Origin of the sequence: Lelliottia sp. WB101 (genome assembly GCF_003051885.1) — a bacterium.
In the GTDB taxonomy this organism is placed as follows: Bacteria; Pseudomonadota; Gammaproteobacteria; order Enterobacterales; family Enterobacteriaceae; genus Enterobacter; species Enterobacter nimipressuralis.
This window is the reverse complement of sequence record NZ_CP028520.1, coordinates 1,458,520-1,483,150: the sequence shown is the minus strand read 5'-3', so window position 1 is coordinate 1,483,150 and position 24,631 is coordinate 1,458,520. Positions and strand designations below refer to the sequence as shown.

Annotated in this window: 23 protein-coding genes; 8 read left to right on the top strand and 15 right to left on the bottom strand. The window is 54.8% G+C overall.

Features of this window, described 5'->3' with window-relative positions:
- Nucleotides 1-111: 111 nt before the first annotated feature.
- The 3 genes from rpsI to zapE form a co-directional block, all read right to left on the bottom strand.
- The gene (rpsI, locus tag DAI21_RS07055) at nt 112-504 is read right to left on the bottom strand and encodes a 30S ribosomal protein S9 (protein ID WP_064543072.1); all 393 of its coding nucleotides are present in this window, start codon (nt 502-504) and stop codon (nt 112-114) included.
- 15 nt (nt 505-519) lie between these two features.
- Nucleotides 520-948 (bottom strand): 50S ribosomal protein L13, encoded by a 429-nt coding sequence (gene rplM / locus DAI21_RS07050; protein ID WP_004868222.1) that lies wholly within the window; start codon nt 946-948, stop codon nt 520-522.
- A 280-nt stretch (nt 949-1,228) separates the two neighbouring features.
- Complete coding sequence (zapE, locus tag DAI21_RS07040) at nt 1,229-2,353, bottom strand: cell division protein ZapE (RefSeq protein ID WP_107702753.1); 1,125 nt, start codon at nt 2,351-2,353, stop codon at nt 1,229-1,231.
- Between the two features lie 189 nt (nt 2,354-2,542).
- Between zapE and zapG the strand changes: the two genes are divergently transcribed.
- The 3 genes from zapG to degS all read left to right on the top strand — a co-directional run bounded on the left by zapG (nt 2,543) and on the right by degS (nt 5,635).
- The gene (gene zapG, locus DAI21_RS07035) at nt 2,543-2,941 is read left to right on the top strand and encodes a Z-ring associated protein ZapG (RefSeq protein ID WP_100778701.1); all 399 of its coding nucleotides are present in this window, start codon (nt 2,543-2,545) and stop codon (nt 2,939-2,941) included.
- Between the two features lie 170 nt (nt 2,942-3,111).
- A complete protein-coding gene (gene degQ / locus DAI21_RS07030) occupies nt 3,112-4,479 on the top strand; it encodes a serine endoprotease DegQ (RefSeq protein WP_107702752.1) in 1,368 nt (455 codons plus the stop codon).
- An 88-nt stretch (nt 4,480-4,567) separates the two neighbouring features.
- Entirely contained in the window at nt 4,568-5,635 is a 1,068-nt protein-coding gene (gene degS, locus DAI21_RS07025; RefSeq protein ID WP_100780807.1) for an outer membrane-stress sensor serine endopeptidase DegS, read from the top strand.
- Nucleotides 5,636-5,689: 54 nt separating this feature from the next.
- On the opposite strand, the gene mdh is transcribed toward degS, so the two are convergent.
- On the bottom strand, nt 5,690-6,628 hold the full coding sequence (gene mdh / locus DAI21_RS07020) for a malate dehydrogenase (RefSeq protein WP_100778699.1): 939 nt from the start codon (nt 6,626-6,628) through the stop codon (nt 5,690-5,692).
- 405 nt (nt 6,629-7,033) lie between these two features.
- On the opposite strand from mdh, the gene argR reads away from it, so the two are divergent.
- The 3 genes from argR (at nt 7,034) to yhcN (DAI21_RS07000) (ending at nt 8,519) form a co-directional block, all read left to right on the top strand.
- Nucleotides 7,034-7,504 carry a transcriptional regulator ArgR gene (argR, locus tag DAI21_RS07010; protein ID WP_100778698.1) on the top strand — a complete coding sequence of 157 codons (471 nt, stop codon included), beginning with the start codon at nt 7,034-7,036 and terminating at the stop codon, nt 7,502-7,504.
- A gap of 375 nt (nt 7,505-7,879) precedes the next feature.
- Entirely contained in the window at nt 7,880-8,143 is a 264-nt protein-coding gene (gene yhcN, locus DAI21_RS07005; RefSeq protein WP_047347671.1) for a peroxide/acid stress response protein YhcN, read from the top strand.
- A 109-nt stretch (nt 8,144-8,252) separates the two neighbouring features.
- Nucleotides 8,253-8,519, top strand: a complete 267-nt coding sequence (gene yhcN, locus DAI21_RS07000; protein ID WP_100778697.1) for a peroxide/acid stress response protein YhcN — start codon at nt 8,253-8,255, stop codon at nt 8,517-8,519.
- A 66-nt stretch (nt 8,520-8,585) separates the two neighbouring features.
- On the opposite strand, the gene DAI21_RS06995 is transcribed toward yhcN (DAI21_RS07000), so the two are convergent.
- From DAI21_RS06995 to aaeX, 5 genes are all read right to left on the bottom strand, one after another.
- Nucleotides 8,586-8,858 carry a hypothetical protein gene (locus DAI21_RS06995; RefSeq protein ID WP_107702751.1) on the bottom strand — a complete coding sequence of 91 codons (273 nt, stop codon included), beginning with the start codon at nt 8,856-8,858 and terminating at the stop codon, nt 8,586-8,588.
- Between the two features lie 48 nt (nt 8,859-8,906).
- On the bottom strand, nt 8,907-10,361 hold the full coding sequence (locus DAI21_RS06990) for an NAD-dependent succinate-semialdehyde dehydrogenase (RefSeq protein WP_107702750.1): 1,455 nt from the start codon (nt 10,359-10,361) through the stop codon (nt 8,907-8,909).
- Between the two features lie 110 nt (nt 10,362-10,471).
- Nucleotides 10,472-12,439 carry a p-hydroxybenzoic acid efflux pump subunit AaeB gene (gene aaeB, locus DAI21_RS06985; protein WP_100780806.1) on the bottom strand — a complete coding sequence of 656 codons (1,968 nt, stop codon included), beginning with the start codon at nt 12,437-12,439 and terminating at the stop codon, nt 10,472-10,474.
- A 5-nt stretch (nt 12,440-12,444) separates the two neighbouring features.
- Nucleotides 12,445-13,377: a p-hydroxybenzoic acid efflux pump subunit AaeA gene (gene aaeA / locus DAI21_RS06980; RefSeq protein WP_102105514.1), complete on the bottom strand. Its 933-nt coding sequence runs from the start codon at nt 13,375-13,377 to the stop codon at nt 12,445-12,447.
- Between the two features lie 7 nt (nt 13,378-13,384).
- Nucleotides 13,385-13,588 (bottom strand): p-hydroxybenzoic acid efflux pump operon protein AaeX, encoded by a 204-nt coding sequence (aaeX, locus tag DAI21_RS06975; RefSeq protein ID WP_100778693.1) that lies wholly within the window; start codon nt 13,586-13,588, stop codon nt 13,385-13,387.
- Nucleotides 13,589-13,768: 180 nt separating this feature from the next.
- Between aaeX and aaeR the strand changes: the two genes are divergently transcribed.
- Both aaeR and DAI21_RS06965 read left to right on the top strand, forming a co-directional pair.
- The gene (gene aaeR / locus DAI21_RS06970; RefSeq protein ID WP_095283622.1) at nt 13,769-14,695 is read left to right on the top strand and encodes an HTH-type transcriptional activator AaeR; all 927 of its coding nucleotides are present in this window, start codon (nt 13,769-13,771) and stop codon (nt 14,693-14,695) included.
- A gap of 273 nt (nt 14,696-14,968) precedes the next feature.
- The gene (locus tag DAI21_RS06965; protein WP_102105516.1) at nt 14,969-15,583 is read left to right on the top strand and encodes a YagU family protein; all 615 of its coding nucleotides are present in this window, start codon (nt 14,969-14,971) and stop codon (nt 15,581-15,583) included.
- Between the two features lie 60 nt (nt 15,584-15,643).
- Here DAI21_RS06965 and tldD read toward each other — a convergent pair whose 3' ends face one another.
- The 6 genes from tldD to mreC form a co-directional block, all read right to left on the bottom strand.
- A complete protein-coding gene (gene tldD, locus DAI21_RS06960; RefSeq protein WP_100778690.1) occupies nt 15,644-17,089 on the bottom strand; it encodes a metalloprotease TldD in 1,446 nt (481 codons plus the stop codon).
- A gap of 86 nt (nt 17,090-17,175) precedes the next feature.
- A complete protein-coding gene (yhdP, locus tag DAI21_RS06955) occupies nt 17,176-20,973 on the bottom strand; it encodes an AsmA2 domain-containing protein YhdP (protein WP_107702749.1) in 3,798 nt (1,265 codons plus the stop codon).
- 43 nt (nt 20,974-21,016) lie between these two features.
- Nucleotides 21,017-22,486, bottom strand: a complete 1,470-nt coding sequence (rng, locus tag DAI21_RS06950; protein ID WP_107702748.1) for a ribonuclease G — start codon at nt 22,484-22,486, stop codon at nt 21,017-21,019.
- Nucleotides 22,476-23,069 (bottom strand): nucleoside triphosphate pyrophosphatase, encoded by a 594-nt coding sequence (locus tag DAI21_RS06945; RefSeq protein WP_107702747.1) that lies wholly within the window; start codon nt 23,067-23,069, stop codon nt 22,476-22,478. The genes rng and DAI21_RS06945 overlap by 11 nt, the downstream gene beginning before the upstream one ends.
- 9 nt (nt 23,070-23,078) lie before the next feature.
- Nucleotides 23,079-23,567: a rod shape-determining protein MreD gene (gene mreD / locus DAI21_RS06940; RefSeq protein ID WP_095283628.1), complete on the bottom strand. Its 489-nt coding sequence runs from the start codon at nt 23,565-23,567 to the stop codon at nt 23,079-23,081.
- Nucleotides 23,567-24,583: a rod shape-determining protein MreC gene (gene mreC, locus DAI21_RS06935; protein ID WP_100778686.1), complete on the bottom strand. Its 1,017-nt coding sequence runs from the start codon at nt 24,581-24,583 to the stop codon at nt 23,567-23,569. The genes mreD and mreC overlap by 1 nt, the downstream gene beginning before the upstream one ends.
- Between the last annotated feature and the right edge of the window lie 48 nt (nt 24,584-24,631).

The following is a 24,631-nucleotide window of genomic DNA, read 5'->3' as shown; positions in this document are numbered from 1 at the left end:
GAAAAAGAGCTGATAATCAAATAAATACTGTGGATAACCGTCGGATTATCCATAAAAAAAACCCGCCGAAGCGGGTTTTTCGCCAATCTTTCTGCCGAAGCAGAAAATAGATTAACGTTTGGAGAACTGAGGACGACGACGTGCTTTACGCAGGCCGACTTTCTTACGTTCAACTTCACGAGCATCACGAGTAACGAAGCCAGCTTTACGCAGTTCGCCACGCAGGGACTCGTCGTACTCCATCAGAGCGCGGGTGATACCGTGACGGATCGCACCAGCCTGACCAGAAGTACCACCACCTTTAACGGTGATGTACAGATCGAATTTCTCAACCATATCAACCAGTTCCAGCGGCTGACGAACTACCATGCGGGCAGTTTCACGACCGAAGTACTGTTCCAGAGAACGTTGGTTGATTACGATTTTACCACTGCCCGGTTTGATGAACACGCGAGCGGCGGAGCTTTTGCGGCGACCAGTGCCGTAGTATTGATTTTCAGCCATTGCCTATAATCCCGATTAGATGTCAAGAACTTGCGGTTGCTGTGCCGCGTGGTTGTGCTCGTTGCCTGCGTAAACTTTCAGTTTACGGTACATAGCACGACCCAGCGGGCCTTTTGGCAGCATGCCTTTAACCGCGATTTCAATCACACGCTCAGGACGGCGGGCAATCATCTCTTCAAAGGTCGCTTCTTTGATACCACCGATGTGGCCGGTGTGGTGGTAATACATTTTGTCTTCGCGCTTGTTGCCGGTTACAGCAACTTTTTCTGCGTTCAGAACGATGATGTAATCACCAGTATCAACGTGCGGAGTGTATTCCGCTTTGTGCTTACCGCGCAGGCGACGAGCCAGTTCGGAAGCAAGACGACCCAGAGTTTTACCGGTCGCGTCAACAACATACCAGTCGCGTTTTACGGTTTCTGGTTTAGCTGTAAAAGTTTTCATTAAAAGCTTACCCAAATAATAAGTTACACGTTGGTGAACACCCAAACGTTTAGTCAGTTGAGGCTCACACGACAAAGTCCGGCAAACCTACCCCTTCGAATAGCCTGTGCCAGCACATAGAAAGTTTTGGGAAAAAAACCTTCTCGTAACGTGGGGTCGCAAGATTATAGAGAAGTCGAGGTCAAAGATCGACCCTTAAATGTGATTAGTCGCAAGGTTTTCGCTGGGGAATTGCCGGGTGGCGACAACGCCTTCCCCGGCCTGCGGCACGGTGCGGCATTTACGGCATGTGCGCGCGTTTCAAATACTCTTCGCTCTGCATTTCCTGCAAACGCGACAAACAACGCTGGAATTCAAACTTCAGCCGCTCGCCCTGGTAGATCTCATAGAGCGGCACGGCGGCACTCACCACCAGCTTCACATGGCGTTCGTAAAACTCATCTACCAGTGCGATAAAGCGGCGGGCTTCACTCTCCATCAGCGGCGTCATCACCGGCACATCAAACAGCATTACCGTATGAAACAGACGCGAGAGCGCAATGTAGTCGTGCTGGCTGCGGGCATCGACGCACAGCGTGGCAAACGAAACCGCCAGCGTCTGGTTTTCAACCCCCAGGGTTGGCAGAGGACGATGATTAATTTCCAGCTCTGGGGCTGTAACGCGCCTGGCGCCCGCCAGAGCCAGCCAGAGATTGTTCATCTTACCGCGCGTCTCTTCATCTAAGGGTGAGAGCCACAGATGCGCCTGGGTCAGCGTGCGCAGACGATAATCTACGCCCGCATCGACATTCATAATGTCGCAGTGTTCTTTGATCGCCTCGATTGCCGGCAGGAAACGCGCGCGCTGCAAACCGTTGCGATAGAGATCGTCCGGCGGAATGTTAGACGTCGCCACCAGCGTAATGCCCCGCGCAAACAGCGCTTTCATCAGGCCGCCCAGCAGCATGGCGTCGGTGATATCCGAGACGAAAAACTCATCGAAACACAAAACGTCGGTTTCGGCTTTAAAACGCTCGGCGATGATATCCAGCGGATCGGTATGACCTTGCAGCGCGTTAAGCTCTTCGTGGACGCGCAGCATAAAGCGGTGGAAGTGCAGACGCTGTTTACGCGTGCCCGGCAGGCTCTGATAAAACATGTCCATCAGCCAGGTTTTCCCCCGGCCCACGCCGCCCCACATATATAAGCCGCGAACGGGCGCTGCGGTCTGTGGCTCTTTTTTTCCCAACAATCGGCCAAATGCCGCTTTCAGTCCGCCGCTCTGTGCGGGGGCGGGCATCTGCTGAGTCAACTCCTGGTAGATCACATTCAGGCGATTAACGGCTTCACGCTGAACGTCGTCGGGCTGATGAGTGCCCTCATCAAGGGCCTGTTTGTAACGCGATGTGGGGGACAGATTTTGCATAATCTTGTTGTTATTCCTTCAATTAAACCTCACCAGCGGGCGCGACTGGCGAAAAAAAGGCCGTTCTACAGTACGCGATGATGCGTCAGGATTCCACTTCTGAAGAAATAGCGGTTATAGTGGCATAATCAGGCACAGGCAGGAGCCGAGCCACTACCCTACGGAACAACAAGACAACGGGAGAAGTTCATGACCTGGGAATATGCGCTAATTGGTTTAGTCGTCGGTATCGCCATCGGTGCCGTGGCCATGCGTTTTGGTAATCGCAAATTGCGTCAGCAACAGTCGCTGCAGTATGAACTGGAAAAGAACAAAGCTGAGCTGGAAGAGTATCGTGAAGAGCTGGTCAGCCACTTTGCCCGTAGCGCCGAACTGCTGGACAATATGGCGACCGATTACCGTCAGCTTTATCAGCACATGGCAAAAAGCTCCAGCAGCCTACTGCCGGAACTGAGCGGTGACACCAACCCGTTCCGCAACCGTCTGGCGGAGTCTGAAGCCGGTAACGATCAGGCACCGATTCAAATGCCGCGTGATTACTCTGATGGTGCATCAGGCCTGCTGCGCGGTGGCGTAAAACGCGATTAATCGCACATCTACGATTTATTTCACGGGCGCACACCTCGCGCCCGTCCTTTCTTTCCCTTCCCAGCTATTATTTAGTCAATTACCTCATTGTTCAGTGGTTTGAAATTCAATAACATCAGACTGTTTTTGGGCCGATTTTCCTTTACTCCAGGCAACGAGAGCCAGCATCAATGAAGAAAAAAAACCAGCTGTTAAGCGCGATAGCGTTAAGTGTCGGGTTATCTTTGACGGCGTCCTGGCCTGCGGCCGCGGCGCTTCCTTCGCAAGTGCCTGGTGCGGCTGCCATTCCGAGCCTGGCGCCGATGCTTGAAAAAGTGCTGCCTGCGGTGGTGAGCGTGAAGGTGGAAGGCACCGCCGCGCAAAGCCAGCGCGTGCCGGAAGAGCTAAAAAAATACTTTGGCGAAGAAGGCCCGGACCAGCCAGCGCAACCTTTTGAAGGGCTTGGCTCCGGCGTGGTGATCGACGCGGCGAAAGGCTACGTGTTGACCAACAACCACGTCATCAGCCAGGCCGACAAAATCAGCGTGCAGATGAACGATGGTCGTGAGTTTGACGCCAAACTGATTGGCGGCGATGACCAGAGCGACATCGCGCTGCTGCAAATACAAAACCCCAGCAATCTGACGCAAATTGTGATCGCCGACTCCGATAAACTGCGCGTCGGAGATTTTGCCGTGGCCGTCGGTAACCCGTTTGGTTTAGGCCAGACCGCGACTTCCGGGATTGTCTCGGCGCTTGGCCGCAGCGGGCTGAACCTTGAAGGGCTGGAGAACTTTATCCAGACCGACGCCTCCATTAACCGCGGCAACTCCGGCGGTGCCCTGCTGAACCTGAACGGCGAGCTGATCGGGATTAACACCGCGATCCTCGCACCGGGCGGCGGCAGCATTGGCATCGGTTTCGCCATCCCCAGCAATATGGCGAAAACCCTGGCGCAACAGCTGATTGAGTCCGGCGAAATCAAACGCGGGCTGTTGGGTATCAAAGGCATGGAGATGAGCGCTGATATTGCGAAAGCGTTCAATCTTAACGTCCAGCGCGGGGCGTTCGTCAGCGAAGTGCTGGCCAATTCCGGCTCGGCTAAGGCGGGCGTGAAATCGGGCGATGTGATTGTAAGCCTGAACGGTAAACCGCTGAACAGCTTTGCGGAATTGCGCTCGCGCATCGCCACCACAGAGCCAGGCACCAAAGTGAAACTCGGCCTGCTGCGCGACGGTAAACCGCTCGACGTGGAAGTGACGCTGGATAAGAGCACCTCTGCATCGGCCAGCGCCGAGCTGATCGCCCCTGCCCTGCAAGGCGCGGCGCTGAGTGACGGGCAGCTCAAAGACGGCACCAAAGGCATCACCATTGAAAGCGTCGAGAAGAGCAGCCCGGCCGCACAGGCTGGCTTGCATCAGGATGACGTGATCATCGGCGTGAACCGCAACCGCGTGCAGTCGATTGCAGAAATGCGCAAAGTGCTGGAGAGCAAACCGACGGTGATTGCGCTGCAAATTGTTCGCGGCAACGACACGCTTTACATCTTATTACGCTAAGCACTGACCCCGGACATCACCGCTGCGTGTGATGTCCGGATAAGTCATGTTATGCTGCAACCGTTTCTCAATTAACGACGCCCGCATCATGGTTCTTAAGCTATTTCGCTCCGTCGCCATCGGATTGGTCGTTGGCGGTTTATTACTGGCTGCAATGCCCTCATTACGTCAGTTCAATAAGCTGGCGGCGCCTCAGTTCGACAGTACGGATGAGACGCCAGTGAGTTACAACCAGGCCGTTCGCCGGGCGGCACCCGCCGTAGTGAACGTCTATAACCGCGGCCTCAACAGTTCCGCCAATAATCAGCTGGAGATCCGCACCCTCGGATCCGGCGTAATTATGGACGAGCGCGGCTACATCATTACCAACAAGCACGTTATCAACGACGCCGATCAGATTATTGTGGCGTTGCAGGATGGCCGCGTTTTTGAAGCCCTGCTGGTCGGTTCGGATAGCCTGACGGATCTGGCGGTATTGAAAATTACCGCCAGCGGTGGCTTACCGGTGATTCCAATTAACCGCAAGCGCACGCCGCATATCGGCGACGTGGTGATGGCAATCGGTAACCCCTATAACCTGGGCCAGACCATTACCCAGGGGATTATCAGCGCCACCGGTCGTATTGGCCTGAACCCGTCAGGACGACAGAATTTCCTGCAGACGGATGCCTCCATCAACCACGGAAACTCCGGCGGCGCGCTGGTGAACTCCCTCGGCGAACTGATGGGCATCAACACCCTCTCCTTTGATAAGAGCAACGACGGCGAAACGCCGGAAGGCATCGGTTTTGCGATCCCGTTCCAGCTGGCGACCAAAATCATGGACAAGCTAATCCGCGACGGTCGCGTGATCCGTGGCTACATTGGAATTGGTGGACGTGAAATCGCGCCGCTGCATACGCAGGGTGGCGGTATCGATCAGATTCAGGGCATCGTCGTGAACGAAGTCACCCCAGGTGGCCCGGCTGCGGCGGCAGGACTGCAGGTTAATGACGTGATTGTGTCGGTGAACGGTATCCCGGCAGTATCCGCGCTGGAGACAATGGACCAGGTGGCAGAGATTCGCCCGGGTTCTATCATTCCGGTGGAAGTCATGCGTAATGATAAGAAGCTGACCATTCAGGTCACTATTCAGGAATACCCGTCCACCAACTAAGCGGCATAAAAAAACCGGAGCCATGGCTCCGGTTTTTTATCGCCTGGCATTCGTTTATTTGTTAACGAACTCTTCGCCCAGGGTAATATCTTTCTTCAGCGTATCGAGCATGCCTTCCATCGCTTGTTGTTCAAACGCGCTCAGCTTGCCGATTGACTGACGTTCTTCAACGCCGTTTTTACCCAGCAACAGCGGCTGTGAGAAGAAACGGGCGTGCTCGCCGTCACCTTCCACATACGCACATTCCACTACGCCTTTCTCGCCTTGCAGCGCGCGAACCAGAGACAGACCAAAACGTGCAGCCGCCTGGCCCATAGACAGGGTTGCAGAACCGCCACCCGCCTTCGCTTCCACCACTTCGGTGCCCGCGTTCTGGATGCGTTTGGTCAGGTCAGCCACTTCCTGCTCGGAGAAGCTCACGCCTGGGATCTGGGACAGCAGTGGCAGAATTGTCACGCCAGAGTGACCACCGATAACCGGCACTTCGATGTCGGAAGGCTGTTTGCCTTTCAGTTCAGCCACGAAGGTGTTGGAACGGATGATGTCCAGCGTGGTCACGCCAAACAGTTTGTTCTTATCGTAAACGCCGGCTTTTTTCAGCACTTCTGCTGCGATAGCAACCGTGGTGTTGACCGGGTTAGTGATGATACCGATACAGGCTTTCGGGCAGGTTTCTGCGATCTGCTGGACCAGGTTCTTCACGATACCGGCGTTGACGTTGAACAGATCGGAACGGTCCATACCAGGCTTACGTGCAACACCCGCGGAGATCAGCACGACGTCTGCGCCTTCGAGCGCCGGGCGTGCGTTTTCACCGGAGAAGCCTTTGATTTTCACAGCTGTTGGGATGTGGCTCAGGTCAACCGCCACACCTGGGGTTACCGGAGCAATATCATACAGAGAGAGTTCTGAGCCTGAAGGCAGTTGGGTTTTCAGTAGTAGGGCAAGCGCCTGGCCGATACCACCAGCAGCGCCGAGGACTGCAACTTTCATCCTAAACTCCTTATTATGGTTAACTTTAATATCTGTTACTCCGTTGCGGCGACATTAATTCAGCAGGTAAATAATTACAATTTTCGTAGCTAAAGAATTTGAGGTCACGCGTCTTTCACCTTTGCCAGAATGCTTCCAGCAAACTGCGGCAACGAAGTAGCCAATCAAGACGGTGGTTACAATACACCCTCACTCGCCAGCAAAACAACATCATTTTGATAACATTTAGTTTACTTTTGAGGTTATTTACGCGCCGTGATGTAGGCATGTTTTCTGATAACGAAATTTGATAAAATCACTCCCTTTCATAACATTATTTCAGCCTGGTTCAGGGCAGAATATTTGCATAAAAATTCATCCACATGCATAATAATGTTGTTTCTATCGTCATATTCCGGGTGACTTATGCGAAGCTCGTCAAAACAAGAAGAATTAGTGAAGGCGTTTAAAGCGCTGCTCAAAGAAGAGAAATTCAGTTCTCAGGGAGAGATTGTTCTGGCTTTACAGGAACAAGGTTTCGAGAACATTAATCAGTCGAAAGTCTCCCGTATGCTCACCAAGTTTGGCGCGGTGCGTACTCGCAACGCCAAAATGGAAATGGTTTACTGCCTGCCAGCCGAGCTGGGCGTGCCGACCACCTCCAGCCCGCTGAAAAACCTGGTGCTGGATATTGATTACAACGACGCGGTGGTCGTGATCCATACAAGTCCGGGTGCGGCGCAGTTAATCGCCCGCTTGCTCGATTCACTGGGTAAAGCGGAAGGGATCCTCGGCACCATCGCGGGGGATGACACCATCTTTACTACGCCGGCGAACGGTTTTTCCGTTAAAGATCTCTACGAAGCTATCCTGATGCTGTTCGAACAGGAGCTGTAATCCCCTTCCCTGCTGCTCAGGCAGCGGGGAATGTTCTGCCCCCCGCCTTGTTTACGTCCCCATTCTGTTGTGCTTACTTTTGCAAATAGTGCTTTTACCTGCCTCTTTTCATTCATCCAGCGAATGATCTATCAACAGATCGCACAAAAAATCAAAGTTCGTTATGTCTATGATTTACTTATAGATCGACTAGCATTGTGACCAAAAAACGGTCAATTCTATGCATTTTAGTTATAAAAACGTGACCAGTTAACACGTAATTACCCATGAAACAATTAGCGTGGTATTAATATTTAGCGTGATTAGTGTATACTTGATTTTGTGATGAGGGTCACGAAACGAAAGACCCCAATAAATTCGACGAGGTAAACAATCATGAAAATCAAAACAACTGTAGCGGCTCTGAGCGTCCTGTCTGTCCTGTCATTCGGTGCATTTGCTGCCGACTCTATCAACGCTGATCAGGCACAATCTCGCCAGGCCATCGGCACCGTTTCCGTAGGTGCAATCGGTACGTCTCCGATGGACATGCACGAAATGCTGAATAAGAAAGCCGAAGAGCAGGGTGCGTCTTCTTATCGCATCATCGAAGCGCGTTCTGGTGACCACTGGCACGCAACGGCTGAGCTGTACAAATAAGTTTTATCAATAGTAAGTAGTAACGACATTATCAACTCAACGGCACCAGGCATAAAAATAGCGGTATAACCCTTCTCGCCGTCGAGGAAACACATTCAGGAGTACGACTATGAACACCAAATTAATCATCGCGACCCTAGGCTTAGCTTCCGTTCTCTCTTTCGGTGCCAGCGCAGCTGTGCATCAGGTGAATGCTGAGCAAGCGCAAAACCTGCAATCAATGGGTAGTGTATCCGTATCTTCCGTCGCGGGTTCTCCGATGGATATCCGCCAGGAGCTGGCGGCTAAAGCTGAAAAAGCAGGCGCAAGCAGCTATCGTGTCACCGAGCTAAATCAGGGTGACCACTGGCATGCAACGGCTGAGCTGTACAAATAAACCCTCGTCGTATCTCATCATACGACTTGCCCCTGACGCTTTGTCAGGGGCTTTTTTATGTCTAAATCAGTGACGAACGTTAAAGCGTAGTTGCCCTTCCAGCTCTTCTTCCGCCTCATCAAACAGCAGAACCAGTGCGCCAAAGCGTCGACGTAGCTTATCCGGCAGGTGGATAAACTCCAGCTCCAGCGGCATGGGTAAGAGGTCGCCAATCACCACGTCCCACAGCGAATCCAGATCCGTTACCTTTGCCTGTTCTAATCCAAATGTGCGACAAAATTCGCGGTAAAAGTCTTCCTGACTGTCGATTTCATCAAAATCAAACGTATAGATATTCATTGCCCGCCACCCCGTCCAGAAAGGCGGCCTGCGCCGCCCTGACGATAATTATAATCCCCCGATATGCAGGGTTTTAACTTCCAGAAACTCTTCCAGCCCAAGAACCGATCCTTCCCGACCCAGTCCCGACTCTTTCACACCGCCGAATGGGCCGAGCTCGGTCGAGACCGCACATTCGTTAATGCCGATCATGCCGCTCTCAATCGCCTGCGATACGCGGAAAACGCGCGAAAGATTTTGCGTATAGAAGTAAGCCGCCAGGCCAAACGGCGTGTTGTTAGCACGCTGGATCACCTCTTCTTCTGAAGTAAAGCGGAAACAGGCGGCAACCGGGCCAAAGGTCTCTTCCTCAGCCAGTTTCATCCCTTCGTGACACTCGCCCAACACGGTTGGCTGCCAGAAATTACCACCGAGCGAATGCGCTTTACCGCCCGCCAGCACCGTTGCACCTTTTGCGACCGCATCCTCAACGTGTTCGCGCACTTTATTCACCGCAGCAGGTTCAATCAGCGGCCCCACCACCACGCCCTCTTCCAGGCCGTTCCCCACTTTCAGGGCGTTTACCGCATCAGCGAGTTTGGTCACAAAGGCGTCGTAGACGGATTCCTGAATATAGAACCGGTTCACGCTGACACACACCTGCCCGGCGTTGCGGAATTTATTGGCAATCGCCCCTTTCACGGCAGCATCAATATCAGCATCGTCAAAGACGATATAAGGCGCATTGCCGCCCAGCTCCATGGAGACTTTTTTCATAGTTTCTGCGGCATTACGCACCAGCGTTTTGCCCACGGCAGTCGAACCGGTAAACGAGATTTTCCGCACATCATGGCTGGCCATGATGGCATCGCTGATCTCGTGGGTGTTCCCGGCGACGGCGTTGAGTACGCCATCAGGGACACCGGCTTTTTTCGCCAGCGTCAGCAGCGCAAAAGCGCTGAGCGGTGTGTTGTTAGCGGGTTTGATCACACCGGTACAGCCTGCGGCCAACGCCGGGCCGAGTTTGCGGGTCAGCATCGCCATCGGGAAATTCCACGGCGTGATCGCCGCCACCACGCCGATGGGTTCGCGGGTCGCCAGAATGCGTGAGCCGGGTTTGATGGGGGGGATGATTTCCCCGTTAGCGCGTTTCGCCTGCTCGGCAAACCACTGGATAAAGCTGGCGGCGTATTCGACTTCGCCTTCCGCCTCTTTTAGCGGTTTACCTTGTTCGGTGGTCATCAGCCGTCCGAGCCAGCTTTTGTTCTCAATAATTAGTTCGTACCAGCGGTACAGGATCGCCGAACGCTCTTTCGCCGTTTTCGCTCGCCATGCCGGGAAGGCGCGACTGGCTGCCGCGATAGCCTCTTCGGTCTCTTTTTTACCTGCTTTTGCGACTTTCGCGACGACATCACCCGTGGCCGGGTTGAGCACATCAAAAGTGGTATCCAGCGTTTTCCATATGCCGTCTACCAGATATCCGGTTTGAAAAAGCGCATTGTCCTGGAGTGCCTGGGTGGTCATGTGTCCTCCTGATCTGGGTTTAAGAGCCTGCCAGAATAAGTATAGCCACAAAAAAACCGACGCTTTTGGCGTCGGTTTTTACGGTGTGTTTGTCGGCTGAGCAGAGCCAACTAGCTGTCGGTAAGTGTATTCTGATACCGATGCAGCACATCCGTCAGTCGCTGTACTGGTTCCGTCACTTGCCGCGGCGCTTCCCAGACCCGCAGTTTCTCCTGGTAGATGTTTAGCTCTTCCAGTAACTGGCCAAAGTAGCGGCGGCGCTTATCGTCCGACGAGGCCGAAATCACATGATCCGCCGTGCGACGCAGCTGGCGGTGAAATGCCGACAGATCGTCGTTGATCGGAATGGGCGCATTGCGCAGACGCTGGTGCGCGATGATCATCGTCAGCGCCAGGCGGAACTTGGCAATATCGCCAGGGAATTTCGTCAGCAGTAAAAACAGCTGCTGATACAGGGCCGGCAGATGGTTCTCTTTGCGACGCGCGGTATTGGTGGTCATCGCAGATACCGCCGCCGAGACAAACTGGTTCAGGAGTACACGTCCGGTGCGCGCATGGGAGTTATCGCGCACCAGCAGGATGACCATCATCGCCAGGAAACACCCCACCAGCTGGCCTAACGCGCTGTCGAGGAACTGACTGAAGTGGAAGGTCATCGGGTTATCCAGCACCAGAATGTTGATCGTACTGGCGAGTGCGCCCAAAGATCCGAGACGACGCTTTTGCACTTCAATCCCGATAAAGAACGCCAGCACCGCAAGACTGATACACAGCAGCAGCATACTTTGCTGGGTGGAGGGCAGCACCACCAGGAAATAGAACGCCCCGATGGGGAGCGCCGCGAGCGCGCCATACAGAAAATCAACCGCCACCATACGTGGATTTGGCAGACGCATCGCCAGCGAAGTCACCACTGCAATCATTACCATCGCGCTCGCACCCGATGTCCAGCCCGTCCACAGCCAGAAGAGCGTGCCGAGCACACACGCGATAGTCGTACGCCAGAAGTTCACCATCGCATGGTGGCGCTCTGCCGACTCGGCTTTGATGACCACTTCGCTTCGTAGAATCTCCTCTTCAATAGCGCTGATTTTGGTATTACTGATGACGCCGCGTTTGAGGAGCAGATAGCGTGTCGCCGCACCTACCCAACTGTAAATGGTGACAGGCGTGTCGCGCTCACCGGTCCAGACAATGACTCGTCGCATTCTCTTCAGCTGTTTGCGCACATCCTGCACCGTTTCGACGGGTTCTGCGAACAGTTCACGGAAGGTATCCGTGACCGCCTCGGGACGGGTATTTTGAATCAGGTAGGTTTCGCAGGCCTGGGTGATCAGCGTCAGGGAGACGGTATTGAGCGCTTTAAGGCGTCGGTTAGCGCGCGCCCAGCGGGAGGATTCCATATTCAGATTGCTGCGCATTCCTTCCAGCGCCGTGCTGCGGCGCACCAGCGCGCTCCAGGCGTTGTCCACCTCTTCGCTGTCGCCGTGTTTAATACACAGCTGCATCAGTTGATATTGAGCAACAATCAGCGCATCCAGCTCGCGATCGACTTCCTGCTTGATGGAGCGCGGCGAGAAAAGCAGATCGGCAACGATCGCACAGACAATCCCGATGACAATCTCACTGCAACGCTCAAGAGCAAACTGCGGCGCAAGCAGGGGTTCACTCTGAATGGTAATCACAATGATCAGCGCGGTATAGCCGGATAAGCCCCAGGCGTAGGAGTTCTCTACCTTCACCAGCGAGGAAACCCAGGTACAAAAGCCCGCCCAGATACAGCACACCATCAGCATCATCAGCGGGGAGCGGATCATGGTGATAATGATCGTCAGCGCTGCGATACAGCCGATAAATGTCCCGGCGATACGCAGCATCCCGCGATAACGGATAGCGCCAGAGTAGGGTTCGCCGCCCGCCGCGAAGGCCGGACCCGCAGCAACAATCGCCGCCGTCAGCACCGCCCAACGCGGGGTTTCAAGCTGGAAGTGAAAACCGACAAACAGCGCCAGCACAATGGCGCACGCCAGCTTAATGGCGAAGCGAACGTGCTGGGTGGCGATGGTGAAAATGCCCATCACAATTAACCAATCTCACGCAGACGATGCGCGATTTTACGGAACAGGGAGTCGTTGTTGCCGTTACGGTCTTTCTCACCGGTGATCACCACCGTCGCCGTGGTGCCGGCCGGCCACAGGTTGCCCTGCTCGTCATCGAGACGAATACGCACCGGCACACGCTGCGCCAGACGAACCCACTCAAGATTAGAATCAACCGTTGCCATCCCTTTGGTATCGCGAGTGGCGCTGGAGTTGGTGACGCCTGCGGCCACGCTGTCCACCGTGCCTTTAAGCACACGGTTGCTGCCCAGCGGCGTGATTTCGGCGCGATAGCCTGGACGTACCCCTTCCAGTTTGGTCTCTTCCATATAGGCGAGAATATAGAAAGAGTGCTGTTTCACCAGCGCCACGGCGGTGGAGCCGCGAGTGATAAATTCACCGGTATAGACGTTGAGGTTGGTCACCCAGCCGTCAGACGGCGCACGGATCACCGTACGTTCCAGATCCAGTTTCGCCAGGTCGCGCGTCGCTTCGGCTTTTGCCTGCTGATGCAGAACGGTTTGCAATACGTTGTTAGACTGGTCAATCTCTTCACGAGACATGGCCTGTACGCCCAGCTGGTTACGTCGTCCGGCTTCACGGCGTTTTTCCGTGGCCAGCGCCCGATAGTAGGCGACGTCTGCTTCAGCCTCTTCGAGGGCTTTCTGGTAGCGAGGCTGATCGATGGTGAAAAGCACCTGATCTTTTTTCACCAGTTCGTTATCACGCACGTTAACCGCGGTAATAAGCCCGGCGACGTCAGGGGCAATGGCCACCACATCCGCGCTGAAACGCGCGTCACGCGTCCAGGGTGACTCGGTGTAAAACACCCAGGCGCGGAAAATTGCGATGAACGCCAGGACCACCAGCGCCACGGTGATGGCGGTACGGGAGATATTTCTTGTTAGTGTTTTCACATCTACCTCAGACAAACATGCGCGATACAAGCCAGAACAGGCAGCAATACAGCGCGGTATTAAACAGTGCAGGGTGCCAGACAAAATCGTAGATGCCGGTTGGAACCAGCATCTTGCGCACCAGCCAGAAAATCGCCAGTGATAAAATTAGTTCGAAGAAAATCGGTGGGAACGATAAACCGAACACCACGATAACGGGAAACAGACTCATGTTGACCTTGATTTGAACGCGTGCAGGCGACAGTTTTTGTTTAGCTCACACCATCGCAGAAGGGCAAGAAAAGCCGGGCGGGAATGGTGAAGCTGTTATGTCAGTAATAATATATTAACGTAACTGTTATGCTGTTATCTATAATATGTGATCTAAATCACTTTTAAGCCAGAGTGAACAATGGAACGTTTAAAGCGCATGTCTGTGTTTGCCAAAGTCGTCGAATTTGGCTCCTTTACCGCCGCTGCCCGACAGCTTCAGATGAGTGTTTCATCCATCAGCCAGACGGTGTCAAAACTGGAAGATGAGCTTCAGGTCAAGCTGCTCAACCGCAGCACCCGCAGCATTGGGCTGACGGAGGCGGGTAAAATTTATTACCAGGGCTGTCGTCGGATGTTGCACGAAGTCCAGGACGTGCACGAGCAACTCTATGCCTTCAATAACACCCCCATCGGCACACTGCGGATCGGGTGTTCTTCAACTATGGCACAAAATGTCCTCGCCAGTATGACGGCGGAAATGCTTAAAGAGTATCCAGGTCTGGCGGTAAATTTGGTCACCGGCATCCCTGCGCCAGACCTGATCGCCGACGGTCTGGACGTCGTGATCCGCGTCGGTGCGCTGCAGGATTCCAGCCTGTTCTCTCGTCGCCTGGGCAGTATGCCGATGGTTGTCTGCGCCTCTAAAAACTATCTGGCGCAGTTTGGCGTGCCGGAAAAACCAGCCGATTTGAGCAATCACTCCTGGCTGGAGTACAGCGTGCGTCCGGACAACGAGTTTGAGCTGATTGCCCCGGAAGGGCTGTCGACCAAACTGCTGCCGCAGGGGCGGTTCGTGACGAACGATCCCATGACCATCTCCCGCTGGCTGGTCGCCGGGGCAGGCATCGCCTACGTGCCGTTGATGTGGGTGATCAATGAGATCAACAGCGGTGAGCTGGAGATCCTCTTCCCGCGCTACCAGTCCGATCCCCGCCCGGTGTATGCCCTCTATACGGAAAAGGACAAACTGCCGCTTAAGGTCCAGGTCTGTATTAACTATCTGACGGACTATTTTGTGGAAGTGGCGGAGCTTTATCAGGGAATGCGGGGCAGAAGAAAAGAGTAAGCCGCCCCGTAAATGCAGAGAGGTCAAATGATTATTGGAATTTGGCCTCTGCCCTCCTGTCAGAGATAAATACCCCCCAGTCCGTTCCGGCGCAATTAAGATATTCCACTGAGTTCTATTAATAATGGCGAATTGACATATTTGCCTTGTGACCTTTATCGTACTCATTGTCTGAAACCTGTTCTATGCAAATATCAGACGGTTATAGAGTTGTTAAATAAATACTTCATAAAAATAACGTTTCTCAGGATTTTGTTTAAACAAGGAATAAATATGAATCTATTCGAACAAACACCGCCTTCACGCAGGCGCTACGGACTCGCCGCGTTCATTGGGCTGATCGCCGGGATTGTCTCCGCCTTTGTCAAATGGGGCGCCGAAGTTCCTCTTCCTCCGCGCAGTCCAACCGATTTATTCAGCGCCGCATGCGGGCCAGAGCAATTAATCAGAGCCGCCAGCCAAATTGATTGCTCACGTAATTTCCTGAATCCACCCTATGTATTTCTCCGCGACTGGCTGGGCGTCGTCGACCCTAACGCTGCGGTTTATACATTTGCCGGACATATATTCAACTGGGTTGGCGTGACACATATTATTTTCTCAATCGTGTTCGCCGTAGGCTATTGCGTTGTTGCGGAAGTCTTTCCGAAAATAAAGCTCTGGCAGGGTTTATTCGCCGGGGCATTAGCGCAGCTATTTGTTCATATGATTTCGTTCCCGCTGATGGGGCTGACACCGCCACTGTTTGATCTTCCGTGGTACGAGCACGTTTCCGAGATAGTGGGTCACCTGATCTGGTTCTGGTCGATTGAAATTATCCGTCGTGATTTACGTAACCGCATCACTCGCGAGCCCGATCCTGAGGTGCCGCTAAACAGCGCGCGATAAGCGTCGCAAAAAAAATGGCGCGCCTTTTCAGACGCGCCATTTTTTCAATAAGACTTCAGGTCAGGCGGTACCGCCGACGGTCAGATTATCCACTTTCAGCGTCGGCTGACCGACGCCTACCGGCAGGCTCTGGCCTTCTTTACCGCAGACGCCCACGCCTTTATCCAGCTTCAGATCGTTACCCACCATCGAAATCTGCTGCATCGCCTCGATACCGGAGCCTATCAGCGTAGCGCCTTTCACCGCTTTGGTGACTTTGCCTTTTTCAATCAGATAGGCTTCGGACGTCGAGAAGACAAACTTGCCGGAGGTGATATCCACCTGGCCACCGCCGAAGTTTGGCGCGAAGATCCCGTAATCCACGGATTCGATGATCTCCTGCGGCGTCGATTTGCCTGCGAGCATATAGGTGTTGGTCATACGCGGCATCGGCAGATGTGCGTAGGATTCGCGACGCCCGTTCCCGGTTGGCGCAACGCCCATCAGACGCGCGTTGAGTTTGTCCTGCATGTAGCCTTTCAGAATGCCGTTTTCGATCAGCACGTTGTACTGCCCCGGCGTGCCTTCATCATCGATAGAGATAGAACCGCGACGATCGGTCATGGTGCCATCATCCACAACGGTACACAGTTCAGAGGCCACCAGCTCGCCCATCTGACCGCTGAATACGGAGGTGCCGCGACGGTTGAAATCGCCTTCCAGACCGTGACCGACCGCTTCGTGCAGCAGCACGCCAGGCCAGCCTGCGCCCAGTACAACCGGCAGCGTACCGGCTGGGGCCGCTACCGCATTGAGATTCACCAGAGCCATGCGTACGGCTTCTTTCGCCCACGCATCTGCGCGAACATCGCCGTCTTCATCGGCCAGGAACCAGTCATAACCAAAACGACCGCCGCCACCGCTGGAGCCGCGCTCGCGTTTACCGTCATCTTCCACCTGCACGCTGACAGACAGACGTACCAGCGGGCGCACATCAGCGGCCAGCGTACCGTCGGTAGCAGCCACCAGAATGAGTTCATACACACCGCTCAGGCTGGCTGACACTTCTTGAACGCGTTTATCCGTCGCGCGAGCCACTTTGTCCACGCGGCGCAGGATATCCAGCTTCTCCTCGCGGGTCATGCTTTGCAGCGGATCGATGCTGGTATAGAGCGCAGAATGCTGCACTTCGCCGAGGGTTTTCACACGACCATCGCCCGCTTCACGCACGATAGTCCGCGCTGCCTGGGCACTCTGCTCCAGCGCAGTCAGGCTAATCTGATCGGCATAGGCAAAGCCAGTTTTCTCACCGCTTACGGCGCGAACACCGACGCCCTGGTCGATGTTATAAGAGCCATCTTTAATGATGCTGTCTTCTAAAACCCAGGATTCGTGGTAGCTCGACTGGAAATAGAGATCGCCGTAATCGAGGCGACGCTCGGTTAGTTGGGCAAGAATGGAAAACAGGTCCTGATGACTCAGGCCGTTCGCTGCGAGCAAATGTTCACTTACCAGGTTCAGACTCATCGTTTTGCTACTCGTTCGTTGCCGCCCAAGGGCGGTAAAAAAATTCATTATTTATGAGAGTGGGGCAATTACTCGCCCGCGTCAAATCATTGCTGTGCATCTTTGCGCGCCTGACGGAGCACCTCATTAATCTGCGGCTTATCGACCGGGCCGGTAATGCGATAGCGCAGGATTGAGACCTTACTCCACAGCGGCCCAAGCACCTTACTGGCGGCAAACACCGCTGCGCCCACAATCGGGTTGACCACGAATGCCGCAGCGACACCGACGGTCGCCGAGATCTCCGGCGCAACAACCGCTTCCATATCCAGTTCGCGACGCACCAGATTCACTGAGCCTTTCATGGCGATATCGGCTTCGAGGCCATCCACCAGCGTGTCATCCGTATGCAGAACGCCGTCTTTGATCCACGCCGTACTGCGAATGGAGTCGTAATAGAACCCTTCGCTGAAAGTATCGCTGAAGTCAAAACGCAGTTTGCGCAGCAGCGCGTCAAAGCTCAGTAAACGTAAAAGCTGCCCGGCGTGGCCAGTGCTGACGTCGGCGATTTCGCCTTTGCCCAGATTGGTTTTGAGGATGCCGTTCAGCGTAGCTTCGTCCGGTTTCCACGGCTCAGCGCGCCAGTGCAGATCGTAATTAACATCGAAGGAAGAGCCGCGCAGCGGTGTGCTGACGCCAAAGAAATTCGCCGCCGCATCCAGCTTGTTGCCCTTGATTCTACCTTTCAGGGAGGTGCGCTGTTCGCCCGCGCCATTCACCCACTCTCCGTCCGCCGTCAGACGCCCAAAGCCGGTATCAATCAGGCCGCCCGCGAGGCTCAGGGTGTTGCCCTTCACGGCAAAATCACCGTCGATGCGGCCATATTTCTGGCCCCACAGCCAGCACTCCGCGCAGCGCAGTTGTAAATCCGGCCAGCCGCTGAATTCCACTTTTGAAACCTCGGCTAACGGCGAAGCCGCTCCCGTTTGCCCTTTCGTGGCCGTCGTCGGGTTGTAGTAAAGATAACGAATTGCCGCCTGCCATGGCGCATTGTCACGCATTGTGAGCGTGGCGTTAATCTCGCGGCCCTGCGCTTCCACCGTCGAACCGTTGAGGGTTGGCTCAGAGACAATGCTGAGGTTATTCCACTGCTGCCCGCCCAGGGTCAGAGACGGCGTACGGACGGTCACGCGCTGCGGGAACTGGGCGGCTTCATCCACATTTTGCCCAACGCCCTTGTTAAACATCGCCAGCCACTCGGCGCCATCCATCGCGGGCAGGTTCAGCTCAACGCCTGGCTGCTCAGGGAGTGGCGGAATGGTGCGGCTGTCCGTGGTCCAGATGGCCCGGTCAAGAGTCAGTTTGCGACTGAGCAACCAGCGGCTGTTAAAGTGATTTGTACCATTCGCATTGCCGGTGAGAGCGAAGCTGTTCAGATCGCCTTGCACGTTGATGTTCATCGGCAGTGGCTGCCCGGCTTTTTTATCCAGCGGTGCAGGTAAGTGACTGCTTACATTCTTCAGATCGCCGGTCACGTCGACTTTGTAGTGCGCACTTCCACGATAAGGCAGGTCGATGGCCACTTTACCGTTCCAGGCAACCGTTCCGTCAATAGATTCGGCCACCGGCTTTGGAAGCACGTCCATCCGCGCGGGCTGCCAGTTAGCATCCATATTGACGGCGACCTGATAGGCTTTTTCACCTTCGGTGGTGCTGAAATCCACGTTAATCGGTTGATTAAACCAGTTGGCTTTCAGCGGCCCGCTTTTCAGATTGCCATTCACAAAGCTGAATTTGCCGCTCAGGTTCTTGAGCGTACTATCTAGCGGCTTGATGAACAGGCTGTTATTGTTCAGCACCACATCGCCTTCGGCGGTGGTCATCTCGCCATCCAGCGGGATGTCGAGATGCAAGCGGGCATTCACATCGCCATCGATTTGCAGCTCTTGCAGCGCAGCGCCCAGCGAATCATCCAGCGGTGTCTCTTCGAAATAAGGCCCGACGGCTTTGCCCGGCCCGTTAATGTCCGCGTCGATCAGCAGCTTCTCTTTCGAGTAATCCGGAATCACCGCTCTCAAATTACTGGCGGTTACGCCGCCCAGCGCGACGCTGTCAGATTTCATCCACAGCCCGTCGTTCAGGAAATTCAGTTCGATATTGAGGTTTTTCAGCGCTGGCCAGTCGGGCTGGAAGGCGAAAGTCGCATTGCGCAGCGGCACCAGAACCTGGAACTGGCCTTCGTTGTGTTTGTACGGGAACAGGTGCGGATTGCCGCCATAAACCAGCGTGGCATTATCGGCCTGACCGCCCTGAATCGCGCCGCTCAGGTAGTCAACCAGCGCTTTGCCCATCAGGTTTTCCGGGAAATAGCGCCATGCCTGGCCGCCATCGTCAGTGCTGATACCGGCCAGAATCCCCAGCCATGGCTCATCACCTTCCGGCTGCAGATAGCGGAAATTACCGCGCGCGTGAACGCCGGTGGCTTTTACGTCGATATCACGGCCATCGAGCTGAAAACCTTTCTCGTTATTCAGCCAGTTAAGAATGGCAGTGCCTTTTTCAATCTCCAGCGGCGCACGGAAAACCGTTTCGTACGGCATTTTGGCGTCATTCATTTCCGCCGTCAGTCTGCCGTTTTCAACGCTGCCCTCAAGCTTTCCGCCAAAGTGTTCGGCACCGGGCAGCAGCTTCCACTGCTTCCAGGAGAGCGCTTTCCACGAGGCCTGGAAACGGGTTTTTTCTGTGGCCTGCAGAGGGATATCCAGCGCCAGGGTGTCGATCTGGCCGCTCGGCTGTGTGGCTTCCCAGACTTCGCCGAGCGCAGTTGATATGCGGTTCGCGATAGGCCGTAAACCGTCGAGACTCGCCAGATCGAGATTGCTGGCGCGGATACGCAGCTCATCACTGCGTTTGTTGTTCACGCCGCCCACTTCCTGCTCAGGTACCCACGCCATCGTTAATGCGCCGCGCGGCCAGGCTTTGCCGTCCATGGTGATGCGGGTATCGGGAATGGAGAATTGCCAGCTGTCGCCCTGACGGGTGACGTGTGCCGTCAGGTTATCGACTGACATATCATGGGATTGCGTATCCCCTTTCCACGCCGCGCCGCCCTGCTTCAGCCACACATCCCCGGCGGAGATATCACCGTCGGCCAGCGTCAGCCAGCCTTCAAGACTGAAGCGCGCTCTTTGTAGCGCCACGTTATCCTGCATCCATTTGCCCAGCCAGGGTTTGACATCCACATCGTCGGCCTGCAGCCAGACTTTGCCTTTGTTCAGCAGGCCGTTGTCGTCGCGCAGATCCATGCGCACCTGCATGATGCCGTGCTGCCCGTTCAGGCTGGAGAGATTCACCTGCCCTTCGGCGCGATGGCGATCTTTGCCGTTAAGCCAGGTGAGTTGCGGGATCGCCAGTTCGGCCCGTTGTCCGGAGAGGGTAATGAAACTGATTTCGCTGTCGCGCAGATCGAAATGATCGAACTGGCGCAGAAAAAGATCGCTGAAGCGGTTGGTCTCGATGCCTTTGCTGTTATCGCCCTGGTTTAGAGGCGTGTTGGTCAGAAACTGAAGCTGCCAGAAGGTGAGATCGCGAAACTGCCAGCGCATGTGCAGCAAACTTTGCCAGACATCCAGCGCCAGCGTCACGCGTTTGATTTTGAGATGACCGCCGTCTTTCAGGCTCGCGTTGATATCGCGGACATCCAGCGTTGGGCCGAAATTTTGCCAGCTGGCACTCAGCTGGCTGACGTCAACGGGAATGCCGGTGGCGCTTTCGATCTTTGCCAGCACCTGCGGGCGCCAGCTGTCGAGATGCGGTAACACGAGGCGCAGCCCGCTCACGAGCAACGCGACAATGACGACAAGCGTTGCCCCTGTAAGCAGTAAAATTCCTGGCAATCGCCTCACGCATCTCTCCTTGTCAGCCGTTCTCTTGCAGCATTGCTGCCTCTTACATCATCACCACGTCAAACTGCTGCTGGTTATAGAGTGGTTCGATTTGTACTTTTACCTGCTTGCCGACAAAGATTTCCACTTCCGCCAGCGCGTGCGACTCTTCGCCTTTCAGTGCTTCTGCCACCGCAGGGGAAGCATAGACCAGAAAACGGTCGGAGTCGTAGGCGTGATGGACGCGGACAATTTCACGCATGATTTCGTAGCACACTGTCTCCACGGACTTTACCGTGCCGCGTCCGTGGCAGGTTGGGCATTCGTTGCACAGCACATGTTCAACGCTTTCGCGTGTGCGCTTGCGGGTCATCTCCACCAGACCAAGCTGAGAGAAACCGTTGATACTGGTTTTCACCCGATCTTTGCTTAGCGCCTGCTCCAGGGAGTGCAGCACGCGGCGGCGGTGATCTTCATTATTCATATCGATAAAGTCGATGATGATAATGCCGCCAAGATTGCGCAGACGGAGCTGACGCGCGATGGCCTGCGTCGCTTCGATGTTGGTATTGAAGATGGTGTCGTCGAGGTTGCGGTGGCCGACAAATGCCCCGGTGTTGATATCCACGGTGGTCATCGCTTCGGTCTGATCGATGATCAGATAGCCGCCGGATTTCAGCTCCACTTTGCGCTCCAGCGCGCGCTGGATTTCGTTCTCGACGTCAAAGAGATCAAAGATCGGCTGGCGGCCGGTGTAATGCTCCAGCAGGCCAGGCATCTCTGGGATGTATTCGGCGGTGAATTCGAGCAGCGCGTCGTAGGTCAGACGCGAATCCACGCGGATGCGATCGAGCTGCGCATCAGCGAAATCGCGCAACACGCGCTGGGCCAGTGCCAGCTCTCCGTACAGTTGATAGCGGGTCTGGTTGCGTTTTTTACGCTCCATGACTTTGGTCCAGACGCGTTTCAGGTACGCCGCATCGGAGGCTAGGTCTTCTTCGCTGATCCCTTCTGCCGCGGTACGGATAATAAAACCGCCCTGCTCGTCGCAGTAAGCGCCAACCACCTTTTTCAGGCGTTCGCGCTCGCTTTCACTTTCGATACGCTGAGAAACGCCGACGTGTGAAGCGCCCGGCATAAAGACCAGGTAGCGAGAAGGTAAAGTGATGTCGGTTGTCAGACGGGCGCCTTTGGTACCGAGGGGATCTTTCACCACCTGGACCATCAAATCCTGTCCCTGGCGGACCAGCTCGGAGATATCGCGAACGGTAAACTGCTTTTGCTCTTCACCCGCGACACATTCGGTGTGCGGCATGATATCCGAGGCGTGCAAGAACGCTGCTTTATCAAGGCCAATATCTACAAATGCCGCCTGCATACCCGGTAGTACACGACTGACACGACCTTTGTAGATATTGCCTACTATTCCGCGTCGCGCTTCGCGCTCAATATGAATTTCCTGAAGAATGCCGCCATCAATATAGGCCACTCGGGTTTCCGATGGCGTTACGTTTACCAACAATTCAGCCGTCATAATTATCCCTTCCCTCACGCAGTGAGTTAAAATTGCTCAGCAACTCATACGTTTCCACCAGCGGTAAGCCGACTACGGCGTGATAGCTGCCATTAATCTTCCTGACGAAACAGCCACCCAGCCCCTGAATACCGTATGCACCTGCTTTATCCATAGGTTCACCGCTGGCGATATAACCGGCGATCTCCTCATCGGTAAGCACTCTGAACGTGACATCCGTGACTACCAGACAATCCAGCACCTGCTGGCTATCTGCCAGTGCAACCGCCGTCATCACCTGATGCGTTTGTCCGGATAATTTGCGCAGCATTTGCGCCGCATGTTCACCGTCATGCGGTTTCTCGAGCACTTCACCGTTGAGAATCACGATGGTATCTGCCCCCAGCACCGGCAAATCACGCGGGGTTTGCGCCACGCCAGCCAGGGCTTTTTCCCGGGCCAGACGAGACACATACTGCTGCGCGCTTTCGCCATCGCCCCGTTTTTCTTCAATACCGGTGACGATACGTTCAAAAGAGACACCCAGTTGAGTGAGTAACTCCTGACGACGCGGGGAACCAGAGGCAAGAAATAAAGACGTCATAGAAACCTTTTATTGCACGGCAAACTGCTGGCGAACTTTACGCATCAGCAGGAACAGCCACGGCCAGAGCACACCGTTTACTACACTACTCCAGAACACTTCCGGTCGGAAAGAGACGTTGATCACTAAAAACTCAGCCCAGAAAACAATGATATCCGCGGCGAGGGACAACAACATCACCACCAACGCCTGTTGCCAGAGCGCGAGGTTACGGAAAAGCTGGAATTTCAGTGCGACGAGGTACGCAATAATACTCATCGACAGGGCGCGCACGCCGAGCGTTGAGCCACTGATGAGATCCAGTATGGCACCCATCACAAAACCCGTGCCCACATTTACGCGGTGCGGCAGGGCGAGGGTCCAGTAGAGTAAAATGAGCAGCACCCAGTTTGGCCGGAAAACGAGAATGTCGTCCGGCCAGGGCATGACTTGCAGCAATAACGCGATGAAGAACGAGAGCCAGATTACCCAGCGTCCCTGGCTACGATAGCTCGCCACTACTGCCCTCCCGAGGAGATTTGTGGCGGCAGCGGTGCATCCGGAGGAGGCTGCGTTAATCCCGTAGCAGGTGCAGGCACTGGCGCAGGCGGCCCCATGGAGTCCGGCGCAGGCAGAACCTGCGGCATCATCTGCATTAAGCGTTCATTGGCCACGCGATGCACCTCTTCTGGCGTCATCGGGTTGATACCGTTACGATCGGCGCCCCACAGCAGCAGCAAATAGCGCAGACGCTGTAAGCCCGCAGTTGGACGAGCCTGAATCACCGTGTACGCACGTTGCGTATCCAGTTTCACCGACGAGACAACCGCCACCGGATAACCTTCAGGGAAACGCCCGCCGAGACCGGAGGTGACCAGAACATCACCCACACGAATATCGGTGTTGGCTGGCAGATGCTCCAGCTGCAGATCGTCCGTACAGCCGTTACCGGCCGCAATAATACGGATATCATTACGCAGTACCTGAATCGGCAGCGCATGGGTGGCATCACAGATCAATAAAACGCGGCTGGTGAGCTTAGCAACAGCAACCACCTGGCCCACAACGCCTTTATCACTGATGACCGGCTGGCCTTCGTAAACACCGTTCACGCTGCCTTTGTCGATGACCACCTGATCGCTGTACGGATCGTTAACGGTGGAGATCACCTGAGTCACCATTTTCTGCTCGTCCTGACGCAGCGGCGATCCCAGCAGCTCACGCAGACGGGCGTTTTCCTGGCGATACTGACCCAGCATCAGCAGCTCGCTGTTTTTCAGCAGCAATTCCTGGCGCAATGCACGGTTTTCAAGCTCGAGTTGGTCGCGTGATGACAAGGTTTGAGAAACACTGTCGAGTAATTCACGGGGACCATTTGATACAAAGTAGAAAGGACTGACGGCGGTATCCATGTATGTTCGGATCTGGCTGAACATACCGAGGCGGCTATCGGCGATGATGACTCCAAGCGCTACCAGCACCCCCAGGATCAGGCGAAACTGCAGCGACGGGCCACGGCTAAAAATTGGCTTCATAGGCTATGCGTATTCTCGTGTCAGAGAGAAAGGGTAGCCTTCGCTACC

Bases quoted from the DNA above. Each gene is read 5' to 3' on its own strand.
- DAI21_RS06945 (WP_107702747.1), bottom strand. From the start codon at position 23,069: ATGACGTCTTTATTTCTTGCCTCTGGTTCCCCGCGTCGTCAGGAGTTA.
- aaeX (WP_100778693.1), bottom strand. From the start codon at position 13,588: ATGAGTCTGTTTCCCGTTATCGTGGTGTTCGGTTTATCGTTCCCACCG.
- yhcN (WP_047347671.1), top strand. From the start codon at position 7,880: ATGAAAATCAAAACAACTGTAGCGGCTCTGAGCGTCCTGTCTGTCCTG.
- argR (WP_100778698.1), top strand. From the start codon at position 7,034: ATGCGAAGCTCGTCAAAACAAGAAGAATTAGTGAAGGCGTTTAAAGCG.
- tldD (WP_100778690.1), bottom strand. From the start codon at position 17,089: ATGAGTCTGAACCTGGTAAGTGAACATTTGCTCGCAGCGAACGGCCTG.
- aaeB (WP_100780806.1), bottom strand. From the start codon at position 12,439: ATGGGCATTTTCACCATCGCCACCCAGCACGTTCGCTTCGCCATTAAG.
- degQ (WP_107702752.1), top strand. From the start codon at position 3,112: ATGAAGAAAAAAAACCAGCTGTTAAGCGCGATAGCGTTAAGTGTCGGG.
- zapE (WP_107702753.1), bottom strand. From the start codon at position 2,353: ATGCAAAATCTGTCCCCCACATCGCGTTACAAACAGGCCCTTGATGAG.
- DAI21_RS06995 (WP_107702751.1), bottom strand. From the start codon at position 8,858: ATGAATATCTATACGTTTGATTTTGATGAAATCGACAGTCAGGAAGAC.
- yhcN (WP_100778697.1), top strand. From the start codon at position 8,253: ATGAACACCAAATTAATCATCGCGACCCTAGGCTTAGCTTCCGTTCTC.
- rng (WP_107702748.1), bottom strand. From the start codon at position 22,486: ATGACGGCTGAATTGTTGGTAAACGTAACGCCATCGGAAACCCGAGTG.
- mdh (WP_100778699.1), bottom strand. From the start codon at position 6,628: ATGAAAGTTGCAGTCCTCGGCGCTGCTGGTGGTATCGGCCAGGCGCTT.
- rplM (WP_004868222.1), bottom strand. From the start codon at position 948: ATGAAAACTTTTACAGCTAAACCAGAAACCGTAAAACGCGACTGGTAT.
- zapG (WP_100778701.1), top strand. From the start codon at position 2,543: ATGACCTGGGAATATGCGCTAATTGGTTTAGTCGTCGGTATCGCCATC.
- DAI21_RS06965 (WP_102105516.1), top strand. From the start codon at position 14,969: ATGAATCTATTCGAACAAACACCGCCTTCACGCAGGCGCTACGGACTC.
- degS (WP_100780807.1), top strand. From the start codon at position 4,568: ATGGTTCTTAAGCTATTTCGCTCCGTCGCCATCGGATTGGTCGTTGGC.
- DAI21_RS06990 (WP_107702750.1), bottom strand. From the start codon at position 10,361: ATGACCACCCAGGCACTCCAGGACAATGCGCTTTTTCAAACCGGATAT.
- aaeR (WP_095283622.1), top strand. From the start codon at position 13,769: ATGGAACGTTTAAAGCGCATGTCTGTGTTTGCCAAAGTCGTCGAATTT.
- mreC (WP_100778686.1), bottom strand. From the start codon at position 24,583: ATGAAGCCAATTTTTAGCCGTGGCCCGTCGCTGCAGTTTCGCCTGATC.
- rpsI (WP_064543072.1), bottom strand. From the start codon at position 504: ATGGCTGAAAATCAATACTACGGCACTGGTCGCCGCAAAAGCTCCGCC.